Raw genomic sequence first — 15,827 nt, 5'->3', positions numbered from 1 at the left:
TCGCTCAATTTGAATCGTCTCTGATTTGCTTTTACCGGGCGAAATAGATATGGCCGTCTTGTTTTTCACGAATCTTCTTGATCATTTTTCGGCCAGCCCAACAGTTTCTTGATACCTCCACTGTCGCCGAGAACCCTGCCGCTGCCTTTGTGGGGAGGCGATACAAGGGGAGGCCGACGGGGTCGCGCGAGCCCCGACAGTCTTGTGTATGACCAGAGTGCGATAATTTCCCTGTCCATTGCACTGGGGACAGAGGCCGCGAAATTTGATTCAGAGCCCTTGGATGGAGTATCGAGACACAGGGTTGAGGAAAGCCTGAAAGACACCTTCGACTCACTCGGCGAAGATACTAACGATCAAGCCTGTGCCTGCGTGCAGACACTCGACGAACGGCTGCCACTTTTCCAGGCCGACAGCATCACGGCGCGTGAAGGTGATGAGGTTCTCGGTCAGGCCATGACATCGATCGAACGACTGATCCGTTGGCGAATAAGAATGTCGGAAATGACCTTCGCTTGTAAGGCTGGATCGACCTTTGAATAAATGCGCAGCAAGGTGAAATGACAACGAAGCCAACCGTTGAGTGGGTCGTCCATGACACAACGGGACCGATCAAGACCCTGGCAAGAGCGCAAGTTTGGTCGGCTCACAACTTGAACAGGTCGACGGTTGCCTGCAGTGAGTTGGAAGATTCTTGCAACTCTCTGGATGCCTGCGCGACTTGCTGTACAGCAAAAGTGTTTTTCCCAGACATGGTCGCCATGTTGGCCACATTGAGGGCGATCTCCTGATTGGCAGCGTTTTGCTGATCAAGCGCCGCGGAAATGCTATTGACTGCATCCACGACCTGTTCGGAGCAACCGCTTATCTGCCTCACGGCACGTCCGGCTTCACTGGCCATTTCAACGCCAGCGTTGGCACGATCCTGCCCTTGGCGCATCGTCTCCACCGCATGCTCCGTCCCGGATTGTATGGAGCCGATCATCGTTGTTATTTCCACGGTGGATATGGCTGTGCGCTCGGAAAGTTGTCGTACCTCATCGGCGACGACTGCAAAGCCGCGCCCATGCTCGCCGGCGCGTGCCGCCTCAATTGCAGCGTTTAGTGCAAGCAGATTCGTCTGGTCGGCAATGGATTTGATGACGCCGACAATGGCCGAAATCCTGGCCGAATGCTCTCCAAGTAAAACTATTCGCTCGGAAGATTGGCTTACGCTGTCGGCGATGTCGTGCATTTCCGCCGAAGCTTTCTCCACCACGACACCGCCCAGCCTGGCTTTGTCGCCAGCGTCTTGAGCCAAGGTAAAGGATTCACGGGCCTTGTCAGAGACATGGCCAATGCTTGTGGCCAGCTCTTCTATCGCCGCGGCAGCAGAAGCAGCGGCGTTACTCTGTTGCTCCGATTGAGCGGCTACATCCTCGGCGGAAGTAGATAGCGAAGACGATAGAGTGGAAATACGCTGGGCATTCCCCGCGATGTTTCCGATCATCTGACGCAATGACGTTTGCATATTGTTCAGTGAACGGGCCAGATCACCAATCTCATCGTTACGTGAAGTGGAAGAGGGCGGTAATGACAAATCACCCGCAGCGATCTTACGTGCAACCGATACCGCATGGCCCAGAGGCGCGACGACCAGCGAACGCGACAACCAGAAAACAAGCCCCATCAACACACCTGACAGCGCCAGCCCAATAGTCGCTACCTGGATAATTTCATTCTTTACTTCAGCGCGAACCTCATCCTCGGGGTAAGCCGCAATCATGGTAAATCCCCAAGGAGTGAAACTTTTACGTTTTACGACCCAGCCATGCAAGTTGCCATCTGCAACACTTTTGGCGGTAGCCGGGGGAACGCTTTTCGATTGAAAGCGCACATTACCCTTGTCGTCCAGTAACGCGACGAAGCCACCTTTTAGTACGCGGCTCGCGGCGATGGACGTTTGCAAGGCTTGCATGTCGACTTTGTAACCCGCATACCAAATGCCTACAGTCTGTTTCTGGTTGTCCAGAATGGGCTCGTATCCTGTCAGATAGGGATTTCCCAGGATATCTACTTGCCCATAGAACGACTCGCCCTTTCGAATAGCGGTGATCGGCATTCCATTGGGGTCCAGTATTGTGCCAATGACGCGCTTGCCCTCGACCTGCACATTGGTACTGATGCGCACAAACTCGTTATCGACCTTGGAGAATAGAGTAGCTCCACCCCCCTGACTTGACGCCACCTGGTCAACCAGTTCGAAGTTGTTCGCTTGTGCCTGCCCCCCCAGCAGGAGGTCGGGAACCCTCCTGCCGCTAACGGTTACTTTCTCGCCTTGCTGCGCCGGCCCAAGGTACTGACCCCGCTCCATCAGCAACTTCATCGCCCCCTTCACCCGCTCCATCATGAGGGTATCGGTGACGTCGAGAACATACTGCATGCTGGAGAGTTGTTCCTGCATTTTATCGTGCGCAGACTGTTCGATATTATTTCTGGTCCTTGCCGAAATGACGATGACCAGAAGAAGCGTGGTAAGAGTCACAATAGCCGAAACTGGAAAAACGAACTTCAATTGAAGACTACGAGAAAACATAGGGGCATCCACTCGGTGGTGTTGTCATGTTTTTAACGAACAGGCTTCTATACGCCGGCCTGTAATTTAAGTGCTTAACCTCAATTGTTTTGCTTTAACTGGAAGTTCTACAGCCAAAGCAGGTAATTGCTCCCTGAGTCATTCGGGATTTGGATGAGCCTATGGGGCAGACAGATCTCTGCCCTCCATAAGCTGATTCGTTAATGAAAAGCCGGGTTGGGCTGTGTGTTCGTCGACGGATAACTTGGGAGGGCCTTCTCTAAGGCGACGTTAGTTCGCAGGTGAACCATCCTGGTTAGCGGACCGTTATCCGATCAGGTTTCATTTTTTCGACGTTCCCACTTGCAGCCCAACGGGCAATAACGACGGTTGTGTATTCAATACAAAAAAGATTGAGCGTGTTACCGGCAACCGCCATCAAGGCAAGGTAAACAGTACCTTGACCTTGTCGTTCACAGTCGCTTTATCCACATACCCGATGGCGTCCGGTTGAGCGCTCACCTGGGCGACCACTGCGGCATCGTCAGCAACGTGCGGCAGTGGCTGACCCTTACCGGTGAACACCAGGCCCGACCAATAGGATTTTAACTGTGATTCACTTTTGCTGGTCACGGCGCTGTAGAACTTGTCCTTGGTGGGGGTCCAGCTATCTTGATCGACACCTTTGAGGGACTTGTCCTTTCCGAGAAAAATATTCGCCACCTGTGACTGGGTCGGTGCGGTAGTGAGCGCAGGATTCACAATCACCGCAACCTCTGCGTGGGCCACGCCAACCATGCTTAATAGGGTCATCACGCTTTGAGCGACAATAGACAATTTCATTGAAACGCTCCTTAGAAGACGAAATCGACGCCGAGACTAATGATGTCACCGTCGAAGTTGCGCGAAGGCGAACCTTGCTGGCCGTTGCTGGCGCTATAGACAGCATCGTCGACGGTCTGCTGGGCATTGCGCGAGAAGAATCCCGGGGCACCACCCGAGGTATCGATTCTTTTGAACTCGCCCTTCACCACGACGGTTGGCGTGACGTTGTAGTTCAAGCCGTAGGTCCACGATGATTCGCGTCCCGAACTGTCGTCCATCTGGCCATAAGTGACGTGGGCCAGGAAGCTACCGAATCGACGTCCGGCCATCGTATAGAACGCGTTGATCGGCTCGGATCCGGTCGCGCGGATGGTCAGTTTGGTGGCTTCGTTGCTGCTCACCCAGGTTCCGTTGTCGAACTGATAGCCGATCGAGGCGAATTCCGCCTTGTTGCCGTCCAGGTGCATGAAGGTGATGTCAGTCGGAGGGCCAAAGGGGGGCTGAACGCTGCTATGCACGTTCGTATGCAAGTTGTTTTGCGAGTAGCTAATTCGCAGGGAACCAAAATCATTGGTGCTCAAGGTCGCATTGGCGAAATAGGCATTCTTGGAGTCGGCTGTGCGGATTTCATCCAGCACGTAGTTCTTGTCGTTGGTCGACTGTCCGCCAGCGACCTGCAAGGTGAGTGATCCGAAAGACAGGGGTTGGGTAAAGACCGCACTGAGACCACGAGTGGTACTGAGCTGAACCTGGTTATATACCTCCTCCGGCAGACGGATCCACGGATTGGTAAAGCCAACATTGAGGGTTTCCGAGTACATGTAAATCGGGGTGCCGAGCTTGCCCGCACTGAACTTCAACTTGTCGGTCGCCTCCCAGGACAGGTACAGCCATTCTGGTCTGAGTCGCCATTGGTCGCTGTACGCCTTGGCCAACATCTGGACGGTGAAACCGATGGTATCGGTCAGGCCGTACTGGAGTTGACCACCCAACTTGGAAAGTTGGTCACCACGCCAGCCATCGGTGGTCTGGCCGCTGATACCGTAGCCGTGGCTCTGGCTGTCGCCACCCAGATGGGTTACGCCGACAGTGCCGAAGCCATTGAAGCGATAGTCGCCTTGATCCAGTGCGAATACGGGTGCACTGGCCACGCAAATGGCGAGTGTGCTGAGGACTCGATAGTTGAACATTCGGGGGGTGTTCTCTTTAGGGTGTTAAACGCGGAACTGAGAAGTGGTCGCGCGCAAGTGATCCCCTGTGCTGACCAGTTGCTCACCGAGGCGGGCAGTGGCATCGGCACCATGGGCGGATGCTTTGGAGTCCTGCTGGAGGACTTCCGTGTCTTTCTGTATTGAATGGCTGAGGCCTATTTGTTCGTGTGTGAACTGCGCGATGCCGGCATTGAGCTGGTTGATCTGACGTACGGTTTGGGCGATGGCGTCCAGCGTTGCAGTGGCCTGTACAGAGCTTTCGATACTGGCTTGGGCTTTCTCGCCGTTGAGCGTCATGACATTGAGCACGCTGTTGGCGCTGTTCTGCAGACGCTGGATAATTTGTCTTATCTCTGCGGTAGAGGCGGCAGTCTTCTGTGCCAGGGACCGGACTTCATCGGCGACCACCGCAAACCCTCTGCCTTGTTCACCGGCCCTGGCCGCCTCAATGGCGGCATTCAGGGCCAGGAGATTGGTTTGCTCAGCAATACTGTGAATGACGGTCAGCACAGTGCCGACCTGCTGGGTTTCCTCTTCCAGCTGCTGCATGTCCTGCACTGCACTGAGTACGCTGATGCCAAGGTCTCTGATATTGGTCGACAACCCGCTGATGACCTGGCGTGCCGTATCGGCCTGTCTGGAGGCGGCTCCTGCTTCCTCGGAAGCTTGCTGCGAACGCTGTGCCACTTCCTGGATACTCACCGTCATGGTGTGGATATCGCGACTTATCGAGTCGGTGCGATCCTGTTGAGACTTGGTGTTTTCTTCTGAGTTTTGTGTCAGGCGGTACAGCTCCTTCGACACGTTACCCAGCGGGTTGGCCGAATCGATTATCTGGCGAAGGGTGCTTTGCAGTTTGTCGAGGACGCTGTTGAACAGGATGATCATGGTGCCGATTTCATCTTCGGAGCGGACATCTACCCGGCGAGTCAGGTCTCCGTCGCCGCAAGCAATGGCCTTCAGTGAGTCGACTACGCCATGGATGTTTTTCATGATCTGGCGAATGACCACAATCGAGCCCGACATAACCAGCAGCACCAGCACGAGCGTCAGGCCATAGCCCGCATGGGTGGTGGTCGCGTTGTCTGTGCGGGTTTGAGAGAGGTTGGTCTGAAAAACCTTATAGGCATCCGCCCGAAAGTCTGCGCCGAGTTTATTGGCCACCTGCAGATCTATGGCCATGCGATCCAGGTTGGGTCGTAATGTTTCGAATGTACGGCTGCCGTTGATCAATTGCTCCGACGCTGAAATGGCATTGTCGCAATAGCGCTTGATGGCCTCATTCCAATCCACGAGCTGTTGATTGCGCTGCTCCTGCTTACGGCCCAGGTCCTGGAGCTCCTGCTGTTTCATGGCGATATCATCGAGCACTTTTCGGGCGTCGTTGAGGGCTGATATTTCTCCTGCGGTCACCGCACCGTTGAGCATTCCTGGCAAGCGCGAGAACTGGAAAATTATCGAGTCGGCTTTTTCCAGGATGGGGTAACTGTTGTCCTCGAGAGCAATCAGTCTCGCATCGTTGTTGGACAACTGAATTGAGGTATAACCGACGAAAATCAGAAGTCCGATCAGTGCCACGGCGGGCATCAGAGAAAGCTTTAAAGTCAGGGGTATTTTTTGGAGCATTTCAGGGGTCTCAATCGTAAATAGAACATGAGCCCCGGCGCGAGGATGTTCTTGGCCGCAAACGTTCAGGGATTTTGGTTGCTACGCTCAATAGGGCTTTTCCTGCAGATGACTCGACTCGCCAATCAATGTCGGAGCCAAACATTTCATGTCGAAATCATACGAACCAGGCGCAGCGGCTGACCATCGGGCAGTGCTTATTTTGGGGTGGTCATTCCGGTGGTTTTGGTAGGTATTGCCCTACCTCATGGGGCGCGACATTTCGCTTTGTAGAGTGCTCGGCGACGGCGCCCGGGCATGGGCAGGCCACTGGCCTAGGCCAACAACAGATTTTCGAAATCCTCTTGTGGCATGGCTTTGCCATACAGCCAGCCCTGCGCAGTGTGGCAGCCGTAGCATTGCAGGAACGCTTGCTGGAAGGCTTCTTCGACACCCTCGGCTACCAGCGATAAACGCAAGCTGTGCGCCATGGAAATGATCGACTTGACCAGCTCGGCGCTGTCGCGGTTGTGTTCGATGTCGTAGATGAAGGTACGGTCGATCTTCAGGGTTTCGATGGGCAAGCGACTGAGGTAGCCGAGTGCGGAATAACCGGTGCCGAAATCGTCGATAGCGATGGAGAGGCCCATGGCATTCAATTGTTCAAGGGCTTCGCGTACAGCGATGCTGTTGTCCAGTAACAAGCCTTCGGTGATTTCCAGTTCCAGCCAGCCCGGTTTGCATCCTGTTACTTGCAAGATGGTGCGGATTGACGAAATCAGGTCGCTTCTCTGGAACTGCCGCGGTGACAGGTTGACGGCTATTTTCAGCGGAGGGTAGCGGTTACCACTGTTCCAGGCGACCGCACAGCTGCAAGCCTGGTCCAGGACCCATTCGCCGATACCTACGATCAGCCCGGCCTCTTCGGCGATTGGAATGAATGTGTCCGGAGATACCTGACCATGCTGTGGATGGTTCCAGCGCAACAGGGCTTCGGCACCGATCAGATGCCCGTTGGCCAGGTTTATCTGCGGCTGAAAGTGCAGCGACAATTCTCCGTTGTGCTGTGCATGGCGCAAGCTGGCTGCCAGGGCCAGGCGTTCTGCGGTCTGCTGGGTCAGGCGCGGCGAGTAGCGCTGAACGTTGTTTCGTCCCTGTAGTTTGGCGTAGGACATAGCCGAATCGGCGTGCTGCAAGAGTTTGCTGGCACTGTCGGCATCTGTCGGACTGCTGGCGATGCCGAGGCTGCCGGACACGAAGACTTCCTGATCCTGGAGCCCGTAGATACCGGTGATGCTGTGCAGGATTTTTCTACCCAGGTTGTCCAGGTCTATTGTCGTGCTGACACCGGTAAAAATCAGGGCGAACTCGGCACCTCCGAGGCGTGCAACGGTATTGTCGCCGTGCTCGAAACTCTGCAAGCGTGCGGCTGCTTCCCGCAGTAGCTCATCACCAGACTCTTGGCCCAAGGTGTTGTTTATCACCTTGAAGTTGTCGAGGTCGAGAATCGCCACGGCGACCTGGTGGCCGCTGTGTTTGGCCTGGAGCGACGCTTGCTGAAGGTGCTCCTTGAACAGTTCGCGGTTGGGCAGCCCGGTCAACGCGTCATGGAAGGTCAGGGCATGCAGCCGCTGCTGACAGGTTTTCAGTTCGCTGATGTCCTGGACGGTAGCGAGCATTTGCAGGGGCGTGCCGTCAACGGCGTATTCGACTCGCAGACATGAATACAGATGCAGCTGCTGCTTGCCCATTGCTACGCAATACTCCAGCGCCAAGGCGGTGGTGCGCTCGGAAAGGGCTTGTCGGATACGCCCGACAACCCGCCTGCGATCTTCTGGCACGAGTAGGGCGAGGGCTTCGTTGCGCGATGGTGACCAATGGCGTGGCTTGTCGACCATGCGGCAGGCTTGCGCCGACAGCCGCAAGGCGACCTGTCGATAGTCGAACTGCCAGTGGCCGAGTCGGGCCATGCTCTCAACCTGATCGAGAAGCTGTTCTGTCGTCTTGAGAGCGGACATATCGCAGGAGTAGCCATCCGCTTGCTCGGAGGGAGAGTGGCGTATGGGGCGTTTTTCTCTCATGCACGCCACCTTGATTTACCGGTGCAATCGTCGCGCTTCATGGGCAATTTCCGGTCTGGGATTGGTCAATCGAAACGCAGGGGTCAGCCGGCGTATGGATAAATGTTCCTGTTCAACGCCCGTCCAGTTCACCCGTCTACGTATGAGGTTTGCGGCAGGGTGGGTGACAATGAACTAACTGCCCGGCCACGGTAGGTAATGAATCATGCGGACTATGAAGGGGGGACGACTATCGGGGTACGCTGGTTTTTAGCTGGGAGTTCCCCTACTGAGGCGCAGGAAACTCGCCTCAAGGATGATCATGACTTTGCTACAGCGCTTGGGGTTACAGCATTTTTGCCAAATTGCACGGCTGATCCAGGAGACGTCTTTTTGAAAGCCGCAAGTGCCCCGGGTAGAGGAGAGGGGGGCTCATGTGATTTCTAGCGGGAACCAAGATCACGAATATTGGATTTGAGTTCCTCGAAGTCGTACTCCGATAAGCCGACATAATCGAGTATTAGATGACCTACAGTGTTCCATTCATGATCCTGACGCTCTTTCCCCAATACTAAATGTGATTCGCAGATATGCTCGGACATCTTTAGAATTGAAAGCAGGTTTTTGAGTGCGCTATGTCGACTGGATTCGTCACTAAACACAGCAAGTGCGTTATGGTGATTGGCAATGGTGATGCTCAAGTGCTCGGGAAGGTGCCAGGCTTTTGCTGTGAAATAACCGACGACTGCGTGATTGGTATTAAAGTTTTTATTTTCGATATCCACAATGCGCTGATTGCGGCTTGTTGATGCATAGCCTTGTTCCAGAATGGTCATGTAGTTAGGGAATTTTTTAAACATCAAGGGGACTCCACAGTCATGGAATAGCCCCAGTGCATAGGCTTCATCAACGGCCTGCGAGCCAATTCGCTTGGCGAGAGTCAAACAGGTCATTGCAACATCTTGAGCCGTATCCCAGAATCGATTGAGCGTCACTATTGCATCGTCAGTCATCTCACTTTTAATTGAAAGTGCATTAATAAGGTTAATGATGGAGCGGCTTCCCAGAAGGTTGACGGCGCGTTGAATGGAAGAGACACGATTGCTTAGACCGAAATGACTGGAATTTATTAGTTTCAGCAATGCTCCTGCCATGCCTGGATCTTGAGAGATCAATCTGGCGATCGCTGTCAAGTCAGGATCTGGCATGTACTGTTCAATTTGCAGGTCCACCATGATTTGTGGCTGGGGCGGCACACTAATACCCTGTAAAGCGAGTTTTATTTGTTCAGCGGTGAGTTCTGTCAGCATCAGGGAACCTCTCTGCACGGTCATGACAGAGGTTGGTGTTAATGGTTGCGATATGTTGTTATTAATTTAAACAGCTTTTTATTTTTGAGGGGCAGGTGGAGGTGGATCCCCTTTTAGGGATAGTTTCAAGTTGCTAAGCAGAATCATCTCTTCCAGTCTATCCATTTGCAAAATGCCCGTGCGAGGGTTTGTGAGTTCCAATTGCCATGCCAGTAAGTTGCAGCATTTTTTAAGTATTTGCAGCGTGGCGCCTTGCAGTTTTTTTTCGATGCTCGGTGTGCTTATTAATTTGTGGAGCTCTAGGAAAAAAATACTCGTCGATGCTAATAGCGCGGTGTCGGCTGACAGGGCTAGCCACCTTATGTGCCCAACTAAAGATCTGGCTGCATCAGGGTCGCAGGGTATTAGTTCAAGATGGCTCAGGCATTCTTGTATATCTATCATTCGAGCTTGTGATGCGGTCAGTGACTGTGTTGCTGATAGATGGCGCGGATTCCAAGACATGATGTTTCCTCATTGCAATTAAAAATAATCTTAAGTGGTCTCGCTTATTAAATTGTCCTGCGAAGTCGGCGTGACGATAATAAGGTGAAGGTGCCTAATAACAGCGCCGAGACTAATATCGCCAGTGTGCCCGTCAGAATGGTCTGGCTTGCGTCAGTACGAATATCGCGAGATTGCGCGTTGCTCTGGTTGCGAAGGTCTATTACCAACTGGTTCATCTGGTTGATGACGGTGCGATCGATACCGATCACTGCCTGATCAGTCGTCATCGCGTCAGCGCTCGTGGTAACGAAGGCATCCCTGACTTTGCGATAAGCGTTAGCCAGGACACGGTGCTCCTCGCTCAGTTTGTCAATCCGGGCCTTCACTGCCGGATCGATGCCATCGAGTACACGCAAGCGCTTGAGGGCGTCTTGTACTTGATGTTCCTGATTCTCGAACTTGCTCCAATGCTCCTGATAATCAGCGGAGTTGTTCTTGCCCTGCAAGAGGATGGTCTTCCACTCCTGCATCTGCAGCTTGAACTGTAAATTGGCTTCGTCGGCCAGGTGCGATGCCTTTAATGGCCCTTCAATCAAGTCTCTATAGTCCTGTAAGTTGCTGGACAGGGAGTAAAGCCACGCCAAACTGATCGACAATATCAACGCGAGGCAGGCACTCAATAACATCAGCGTCTGGAATCTCAGGGACTTCGTCATATGGGGGGGATCTCATCGAAATTGAGCGCGATCTCGGGGCCGTTGAGCCTTTGGTTCTCGACGCGTACTGGGTGTCTTCTCAAAACTACCGGGTACGGAGAGCGGCTTTATTCAAGCTGCCGAGCCCCGCATAGTTCACAGCCTGAAGTGTTCAACCAAATGATTGAGGCTCACGGCCAGCTTCGATAACTCGCCGCTGACAATGGCAGTCTGGTGTGAGCCGGTAGCGGTTTGCGTCGACAGGTCGCGAATGCTGATCAGGTTCCGGTCCACTTCTCGAGCGACCTGCGCCTGTTCCTCGGCAGCCGTCGAGATTAGCAGGTTGCGCTCGTTGATCTGCGTGATCGACTCGGTGATCTCTGCCAGGGCCTGACCCGCCGCCTCCGCCAGGCGCAAGGTGTTTTCCGCCTGCACGGTGGTCTGGTCCATGGACGCCACGGCATTACCGGTCCCGGTCTGGATGTTGGCGATCATTTGCTCGATTTCCCGGGTCGAGACATGAGTGCGATGGGCCAGCGCCCGTACCTCGTCCGCCACCACGGCGAAGCCACGGCCAGCCTCTCCGGCACGCGCGGCCTCAATCGCCGCGTTCAGGGCCAGCAGGTTGGTCTGCTCGGATATGGCGCGGATCACCTCCAGCACCTTGCTGATGTCCACGGCCATGACGGCCAGCCGCTTGACCTCGTTGGAGGTGGAACGCACGCTCGAGACCATCAGGCCGAGAGCGCAGAGGGTTTCATCAACGCGGCTACGACCACTCGAAGCGCTCGCGCTGGACCGGGTCGCCGCGTCAGAGGCCAGTGCCGCGTTGCTGGCGACTTCATCGATCGCAGCGCTCATCTCGGTGACGGCCGTGGCGGCCATCTCGATTTCATTGTTCTGACGAATCATCCCTTTGGAGGCATCCTCCGTCACCGCGTACAGTTGCTCGGTGGTGGCGGCCAACTGCGTCGATGACCCGCCAATCTGAGTAATTGTCTCGCGCAGGTTGGTCTGCATGGTAACCAGCGCTGCCAGCAATTTGGCCAGTTCATCGGAACCGCTGACCACAATGGACTGGCTGAAATCGTTGTTGGCAATACGTCTGGCAATCTCGAGGGACTGGCCCAGCGGAACCGTGACACTGCGGGTGTACAGCCACGCCAGCAGCACCGTCGCAAGCAACGACGTGACGATCAACACGCTGACCATGACTTGCGTCTGCAGATAGACAGCATCGGCTGCTTTACCGGCCTCTTTGGCTTTGATCTCACCCAGCTTGACCAGTGCCTGGATGCCGGAGGACACCTTGTCGATGCCTGGTCGCACGTCCGTCACCGTGAATCTGTTGGCCCCGATCAAGTCGTTGCCATTGATAAAGACCAGGTATTTTTCTTCGATGGCGTTGAAGTCCCGGATGCTGGCTTCGAGCTCATTGAACGCCGCCTTTCCTTCGGGGGAGATTAGTTTTGACAGGAGTTTGATTTTTTTCTGAGTGCTGGAATATAACGTCGCGATGGCATCCAGGCTCTGGGTTTTGATTTCTTCAGTTTCGAGCGTGCTACGTAAGTTGGCATTGTGAGGGCGAAGGCTGATGAAGTTTTTATCAAGCTCTCCGAGTATCTCGATAGTCGGAAGAATGTTGGTTTCGACCAAGTCTTCTGCATTATTCAATGCGGACGCTTGTATCAATGTGAGCAGCCCAATGACAATAATCAACAGGCAGAAAGATCCGAAGCATAAAATCGAACGAGGTGCGAGGTTGAGTGCCCTGAGAAACATAAATCACTCCAAGTAAATGCTTGCGTTTTCGACGTGTTAGAGGTTGGAGTAGCCCGTCCGAACCACGCAGGTGTCGGCTCAAATGATGAAGTTGTCATTCAGCATATTCCATGCGCTTAAGGACTGTCCTTGCATCACTATTCAACGTATCGATGTACGCCACTGACTCTTCTGGGAAGTGGAGCTTCCCGGACTTAAAGCCTGAATTGGCTCACCAGGTTATTGAACGAAATAGCCAGGCACGATAGATCCTGGCTCGAAGTGCTGGCCTGGTTTGCACCCGCAGCATTGAGCGCCAACAGGTTGGTCTGTTCACAATATGGTTTTTCCTGCAGATGACTCGACTCGTCAAACAATGCTGGAGCCAGCGTTTCATGTCGAGAATCATACTAACCAGTCGCAGCGACTGACCATCGGGCGGTGCTTATTTTGGGGTGGTCATTCCGGTGGTTTTGGTAGGTATTACCCTACCTCAATGCGGTGCAATATTTCGCTTTTGGGAGGGGACTCAGCGTCTGCTGGCCGGAAGGATCCAGGTCGGCATAAATGTCGTTTTCGACGATGGCGACGCCATACGCGACCCGAGTGGCCCCTACGATTATTCCCAATATCGGTGTCAGCTACATCCGGCATGAGCCGCCTGCAGGAATTACCACCGGTTTCTGGCGAGGTGTCGGGCATACGCAAAACGTGTTCATGGTCGAAGGGTTCATCGATGAACTGGCCAGCAGTGCCGGCCAAGACCCCGTGGCCTATCGCCTTGCACTGCTGGAAAAGCACCCTCGGGCGCGCAAAGTGCTGGAGGCTGTCGCGCAAAACTCAGGGTGGGGAACGCCCCTGGAAAAGGGTCATGGCAGGGGTGTCGCCCTGACATTCTGCTTCGGTACTTATGCCGCTCAAGTGGCGCAGGTGAGTGTCGATCAACGTGGGCAGGCGCCTGCGCAAGTTGCCTGTCGATCCCCGTAAACTGGCCAGTGCTTGAGTCGGATCGATCTTTCTGAATAATGCTGCGCGATCAGTTTGAGGCTGTGATGCGCAGCTCTGAATCATGGATCGGACGTTCCCGCCACTTCAACATTTGGCCGCTGCGCTCATTGAGCACAGCGGTTATTTCCGTCAGCACCTCTAGCGCCACGGACTCCGGGCCGTCTCCACCGACGTCCAGGCCCATGGGGTCATGAAGCCTGGCCAGTCCCGGCAGCAGAGGGGAGGGGCCTGGATGTGGGCGAGCAGTCTTTCGGTTCGGTTTCGTGGCCCGAGTTGGCCGATGTAGACGGTGTCGACTTGCTCGATCTCGAGTGAAGCGCCAAAGCGTCGATGCAATTTGGTCCGCCCTTGCGAGCTGCCACGGCAGGTGGCAATGACCTACCCGCCACGGGTGCAGTATTCCTCGGCGAGCGCTAGACCCAGATCGCGGGAGGCGCCAACGATCAATGCAGTTGATCTGTTGCTCATGACCAATCTCCTGAACGTGGCCACCTCGGGGTAATGAAGTGGCACTGACGATTGATCGCAGGCTATCAACTGGGATGGACTTGCAGGACGACCAACAGCCAGTGGACTGATGACGAGGTGCCACGAAGGCGGGTTTAGACGCCAAAAGTTGAGGCCGAGGAAGGCCGCTCCTGCTCGAAGATTATTGCTGTGTTGAGTGGCCCGATGGGTGAGGGCGTTGGTCGCGATCAAACCAATGCTCCCCCCAGCAGTGGGCCATCCGTAAGCAACTCCATCAACGTACCCAGCGCCGTGGTTAATGCCGCCTGATCGCTGGCGGCCGACACGCAGATGCGCACCGCATTCTCTCTGCGCGCCGGGTCGAGGGAAAACAGGTTGCCCGCCGCCACGCCTACCCCGCGCTCGCGGGCAACGGCGGCGAAATCGGTGGAGCTCCACGACGGGCCGGTCTTGAGCCAAATGTGAAACGCCTCCGGGTGGGTGACTGCCCGCTCCGGCGGGAGAATGGCGCGGGCCCAGCGCTGGCGGTCACGTGCCTGCTCTCGACGGGCGCTTGCCATACGGGCCATCACCCCATCCCGCATCAGGCGCGTGGACAGCTCCACCATCAGCGCCGGCGCCATCAATGTGGTCGAGCGCAATGCGGCGCCGATTCGTCCCTGCCACTGCCGGGGAGTGGCGACAAAACCGACCCGCAGTCCCGGGCCGACGATCTTCGACAGGCTGGAAATGTACAGCGTCTGTTTGGGCAGGTAAGACCAGAGCGTGGGCAACGGCTCGGTCAGCAGGAAGGCATAGACATCGTCTTCGATGATGGTGACATCGTGCTTTTTACACACCTGGACAATAGCTTCACGCCGGTCACGGCTCATGGTCGCGGTGGTCGGGTTCTGCAAGGTCGGCATGCAATACAGGACCTTGGATCCGGTACGTCGGCACGCTGCATCCAGCGCTTGCGGCAGCAGGCCCTGATCATCGGTGTCGACCCCTTCGATGGTTCGCCCCAGCATCGAGCAGGCCGATATCGCGCCGTAATAGGTGTGACGCTCCGCCAGCACGATATCCCCGGCCTCGGTGGTCGCCTGCAGCGCCAGCAGCAACGCATGTTGTGCGCCGGCCGTCAGCACAATGTCGGCCGGTGCGGCGTCCATCCCGAAACCCGCCAGCCAGCGCGCGATTTCTGCGCGGTGCAGCGCGTGGCCGACATCGGCCTGAAAGCTCATCAGCGAAGGCAGGTCAAACTGCCCGCGCAACGCCTCGGCCATGTCACGCAGCTCGGGGTTCTGCGGGCTGCTGGAAGGAAAGTTGTGGGACAGATCAATAAATCGCTCGCCCATCGCCGTTCCCAGGGTGTCGGGCGCTTCAGCTTTGGGGTGTCGGATAAATGAACCGCGCCCGACTTCGCCCGCGATCAACCCGCGTCGTTTCAGCTCCGCATAGGCACGGGTGATGGTGCCCACATCCACGTTCAATTGCTGCGCCATCTCGCGATGGGTGGGCAGGCGGTCGCCGGGCAGCAACTCGCTCAGGTTGATCGCGCGCTGAACGGTGTCGGCAATTGCCAGGTAACGGGGGCCAGGCAGGTGCAGGGCGTGGGTAATGCTGAATGTCATTGAAGCGTGGCCTCGTCAGGTAGGATCGATACATACAATATCCTAAATGTGTGCTTTGTAATGGATGACTTTTTTGGTGCGGGTGTGTGCAGTATTGGGGCAATAAAAATCGAGAATTTTTGCTGAAAAAGCCGGATTGTCCGAAGAAAAAAATGCCTTTTACAGACAATGAATCCAGGCTATCCGGACTTTTGTAAGTGGCACGGTACTCGCTTGTATGCAGTCAATCTT

At 55.2% G+C, this 15,827-nt stretch carries 11 protein-coding genes and 3 pseudogenes; 2 read left to right on the top strand and 12 right to left on the bottom strand.

The window, feature by feature from the left end; all coding sequences use genetic code 11:
- The first annotated feature begins 204 nt into the window (after window positions 1-204).
- Window positions 205-543 carry a hypothetical protein gene (locus HX851_RS42100; protein ID WP_177063178.1) on the top strand — a complete coding sequence of 113 codons (339 nt, stop codon included), beginning with the start codon at window positions 205-207 and terminating at the stop codon, window positions 541-543.
- 103 nt (window positions 544-646) lie between these two features.
- Here the strand turns inward: HX851_RS42100 and HX851_RS45530 are convergent, their stop codons facing one another.
- The 10 genes and pseudogenes from HX851_RS45530 to HX851_RS45515 all read right to left on the bottom strand — a co-directional run.
- A complete protein-coding gene (locus HX851_RS45530) occupies window positions 647-1,489 on the bottom strand; it encodes a methyl-accepting chemotaxis protein (protein WP_438362386.1) in 843 nt (280 codons plus the stop codon).
- Between the two features lie 12 nt (window positions 1,490-1,501).
- Window positions 1,502-2,575, bottom strand: a pseudogene (locus HX851_RS45525) (Cache 3/Cache 2 fusion domain-containing protein); the annotation flags it as partial.
- 417 nt (window positions 2,576-2,992) lie between these two features.
- The gene (locus tag HX851_RS42090) at window positions 2,993-3,397 is read right to left on the bottom strand and encodes a type 2 periplasmic-binding domain-containing protein (protein ID WP_177063180.1); all 405 of its coding nucleotides are present in this window, start codon (window positions 3,395-3,397) and stop codon (window positions 2,993-2,995) included.
- An 11-nt stretch (window positions 3,398-3,408) separates the two neighbouring features.
- Window positions 3,409-4,569, bottom strand: coding sequence for a hypothetical protein (locus HX851_RS42085; protein ID WP_177063181.1), 1,161 nt, complete (start codon window positions 4,567-4,569; stop codon window positions 3,409-3,411).
- Window positions 4,570-4,593: 24 nt separating this feature from the next.
- A complete protein-coding gene (locus tag HX851_RS42080) occupies window positions 4,594-6,216 on the bottom strand; it encodes a methyl-accepting chemotaxis protein (RefSeq protein ID WP_177063182.1) in 1,623 nt (540 codons plus the stop codon).
- A 314-nt stretch (window positions 6,217-6,530) separates the two neighbouring features.
- Window positions 6,531-8,165, bottom strand: coding sequence for a sensor domain-containing protein (locus tag HX851_RS42075; protein ID WP_177063946.1), 1,635 nt, complete (start codon window positions 8,163-8,165; stop codon window positions 6,531-6,533).
- Window positions 8,166-8,698: 533 nt separating this feature from the next.
- Window positions 8,699-9,565 (bottom strand): HDOD domain-containing protein, encoded by an 867-nt coding sequence (locus HX851_RS42070; RefSeq protein ID WP_177063945.1) that lies wholly within the window; start codon window positions 9,563-9,565, stop codon window positions 8,699-8,701.
- A gap of 551 nt (window positions 9,566-10,116) precedes the next feature.
- Complete coding sequence (locus HX851_RS42065) at window positions 10,117-10,767, bottom strand: hypothetical protein (protein WP_177063944.1); 651 nt, start codon at window positions 10,765-10,767, stop codon at window positions 10,117-10,119.
- 135 nt (window positions 10,768-10,902) lie between these two features.
- Window positions 10,903-11,631 (bottom strand): methyl-accepting chemotaxis protein, encoded by a 729-nt coding sequence (locus HX851_RS45520; RefSeq protein ID WP_438362385.1) that lies wholly within the window; start codon window positions 11,629-11,631, stop codon window positions 10,903-10,905.
- A 126-nt stretch (window positions 11,632-11,757) separates the two neighbouring features.
- A pseudogene (locus HX851_RS45515) lies at window positions 11,758-12,528 on the bottom strand (MCP four helix bundle domain-containing protein); the annotation flags it as partial.
- Window positions 12,529-13,074: 546 nt separating this feature from the next.
- Between HX851_RS45515 and HX851_RS42055 the strand changes: the two are divergent.
- On the top strand, window positions 13,075-13,494 hold the full coding sequence (locus tag HX851_RS42055; protein ID WP_256262746.1) for a molybdopterin-dependent oxidoreductase: 420 nt from the start codon (window positions 13,075-13,077) through the stop codon (window positions 13,492-13,494).
- A gap of 49 nt (window positions 13,495-13,543) precedes the next feature.
- Here the strand turns inward: HX851_RS42055 and HX851_RS42050 are convergent.
- Window positions 13,544-13,800: pseudogene (locus HX851_RS42050) on the bottom strand (XdhC family protein); the annotation flags it as partial.
- Window positions 13,801-14,210: 410 nt separating this feature from the next.
- The gene (locus HX851_RS42045) at window positions 14,211-15,596 is read right to left on the bottom strand and encodes an aminotransferase-like domain-containing protein (protein WP_177063187.1); all 1,386 of its coding nucleotides are present in this window, start codon (window positions 15,594-15,596) and stop codon (window positions 14,211-14,213) included.
- Window positions 15,597-15,827 lie beyond the last annotated feature (231 nt).

Origin of the sequence: Pseudomonas gingeri (genome assembly GCF_013385635.1) — a bacterium.
Lineage (GTDB): Bacteria > Pseudomonadota > Gammaproteobacteria > Pseudomonadales > Pseudomonadaceae > Aquipseudomonas > Aquipseudomonas gingeri_A.
The sequence above is the reverse complement of the archived record's forward strand: the minus strand, read 5'-3'. Positions and strand labels throughout refer to the sequence as shown.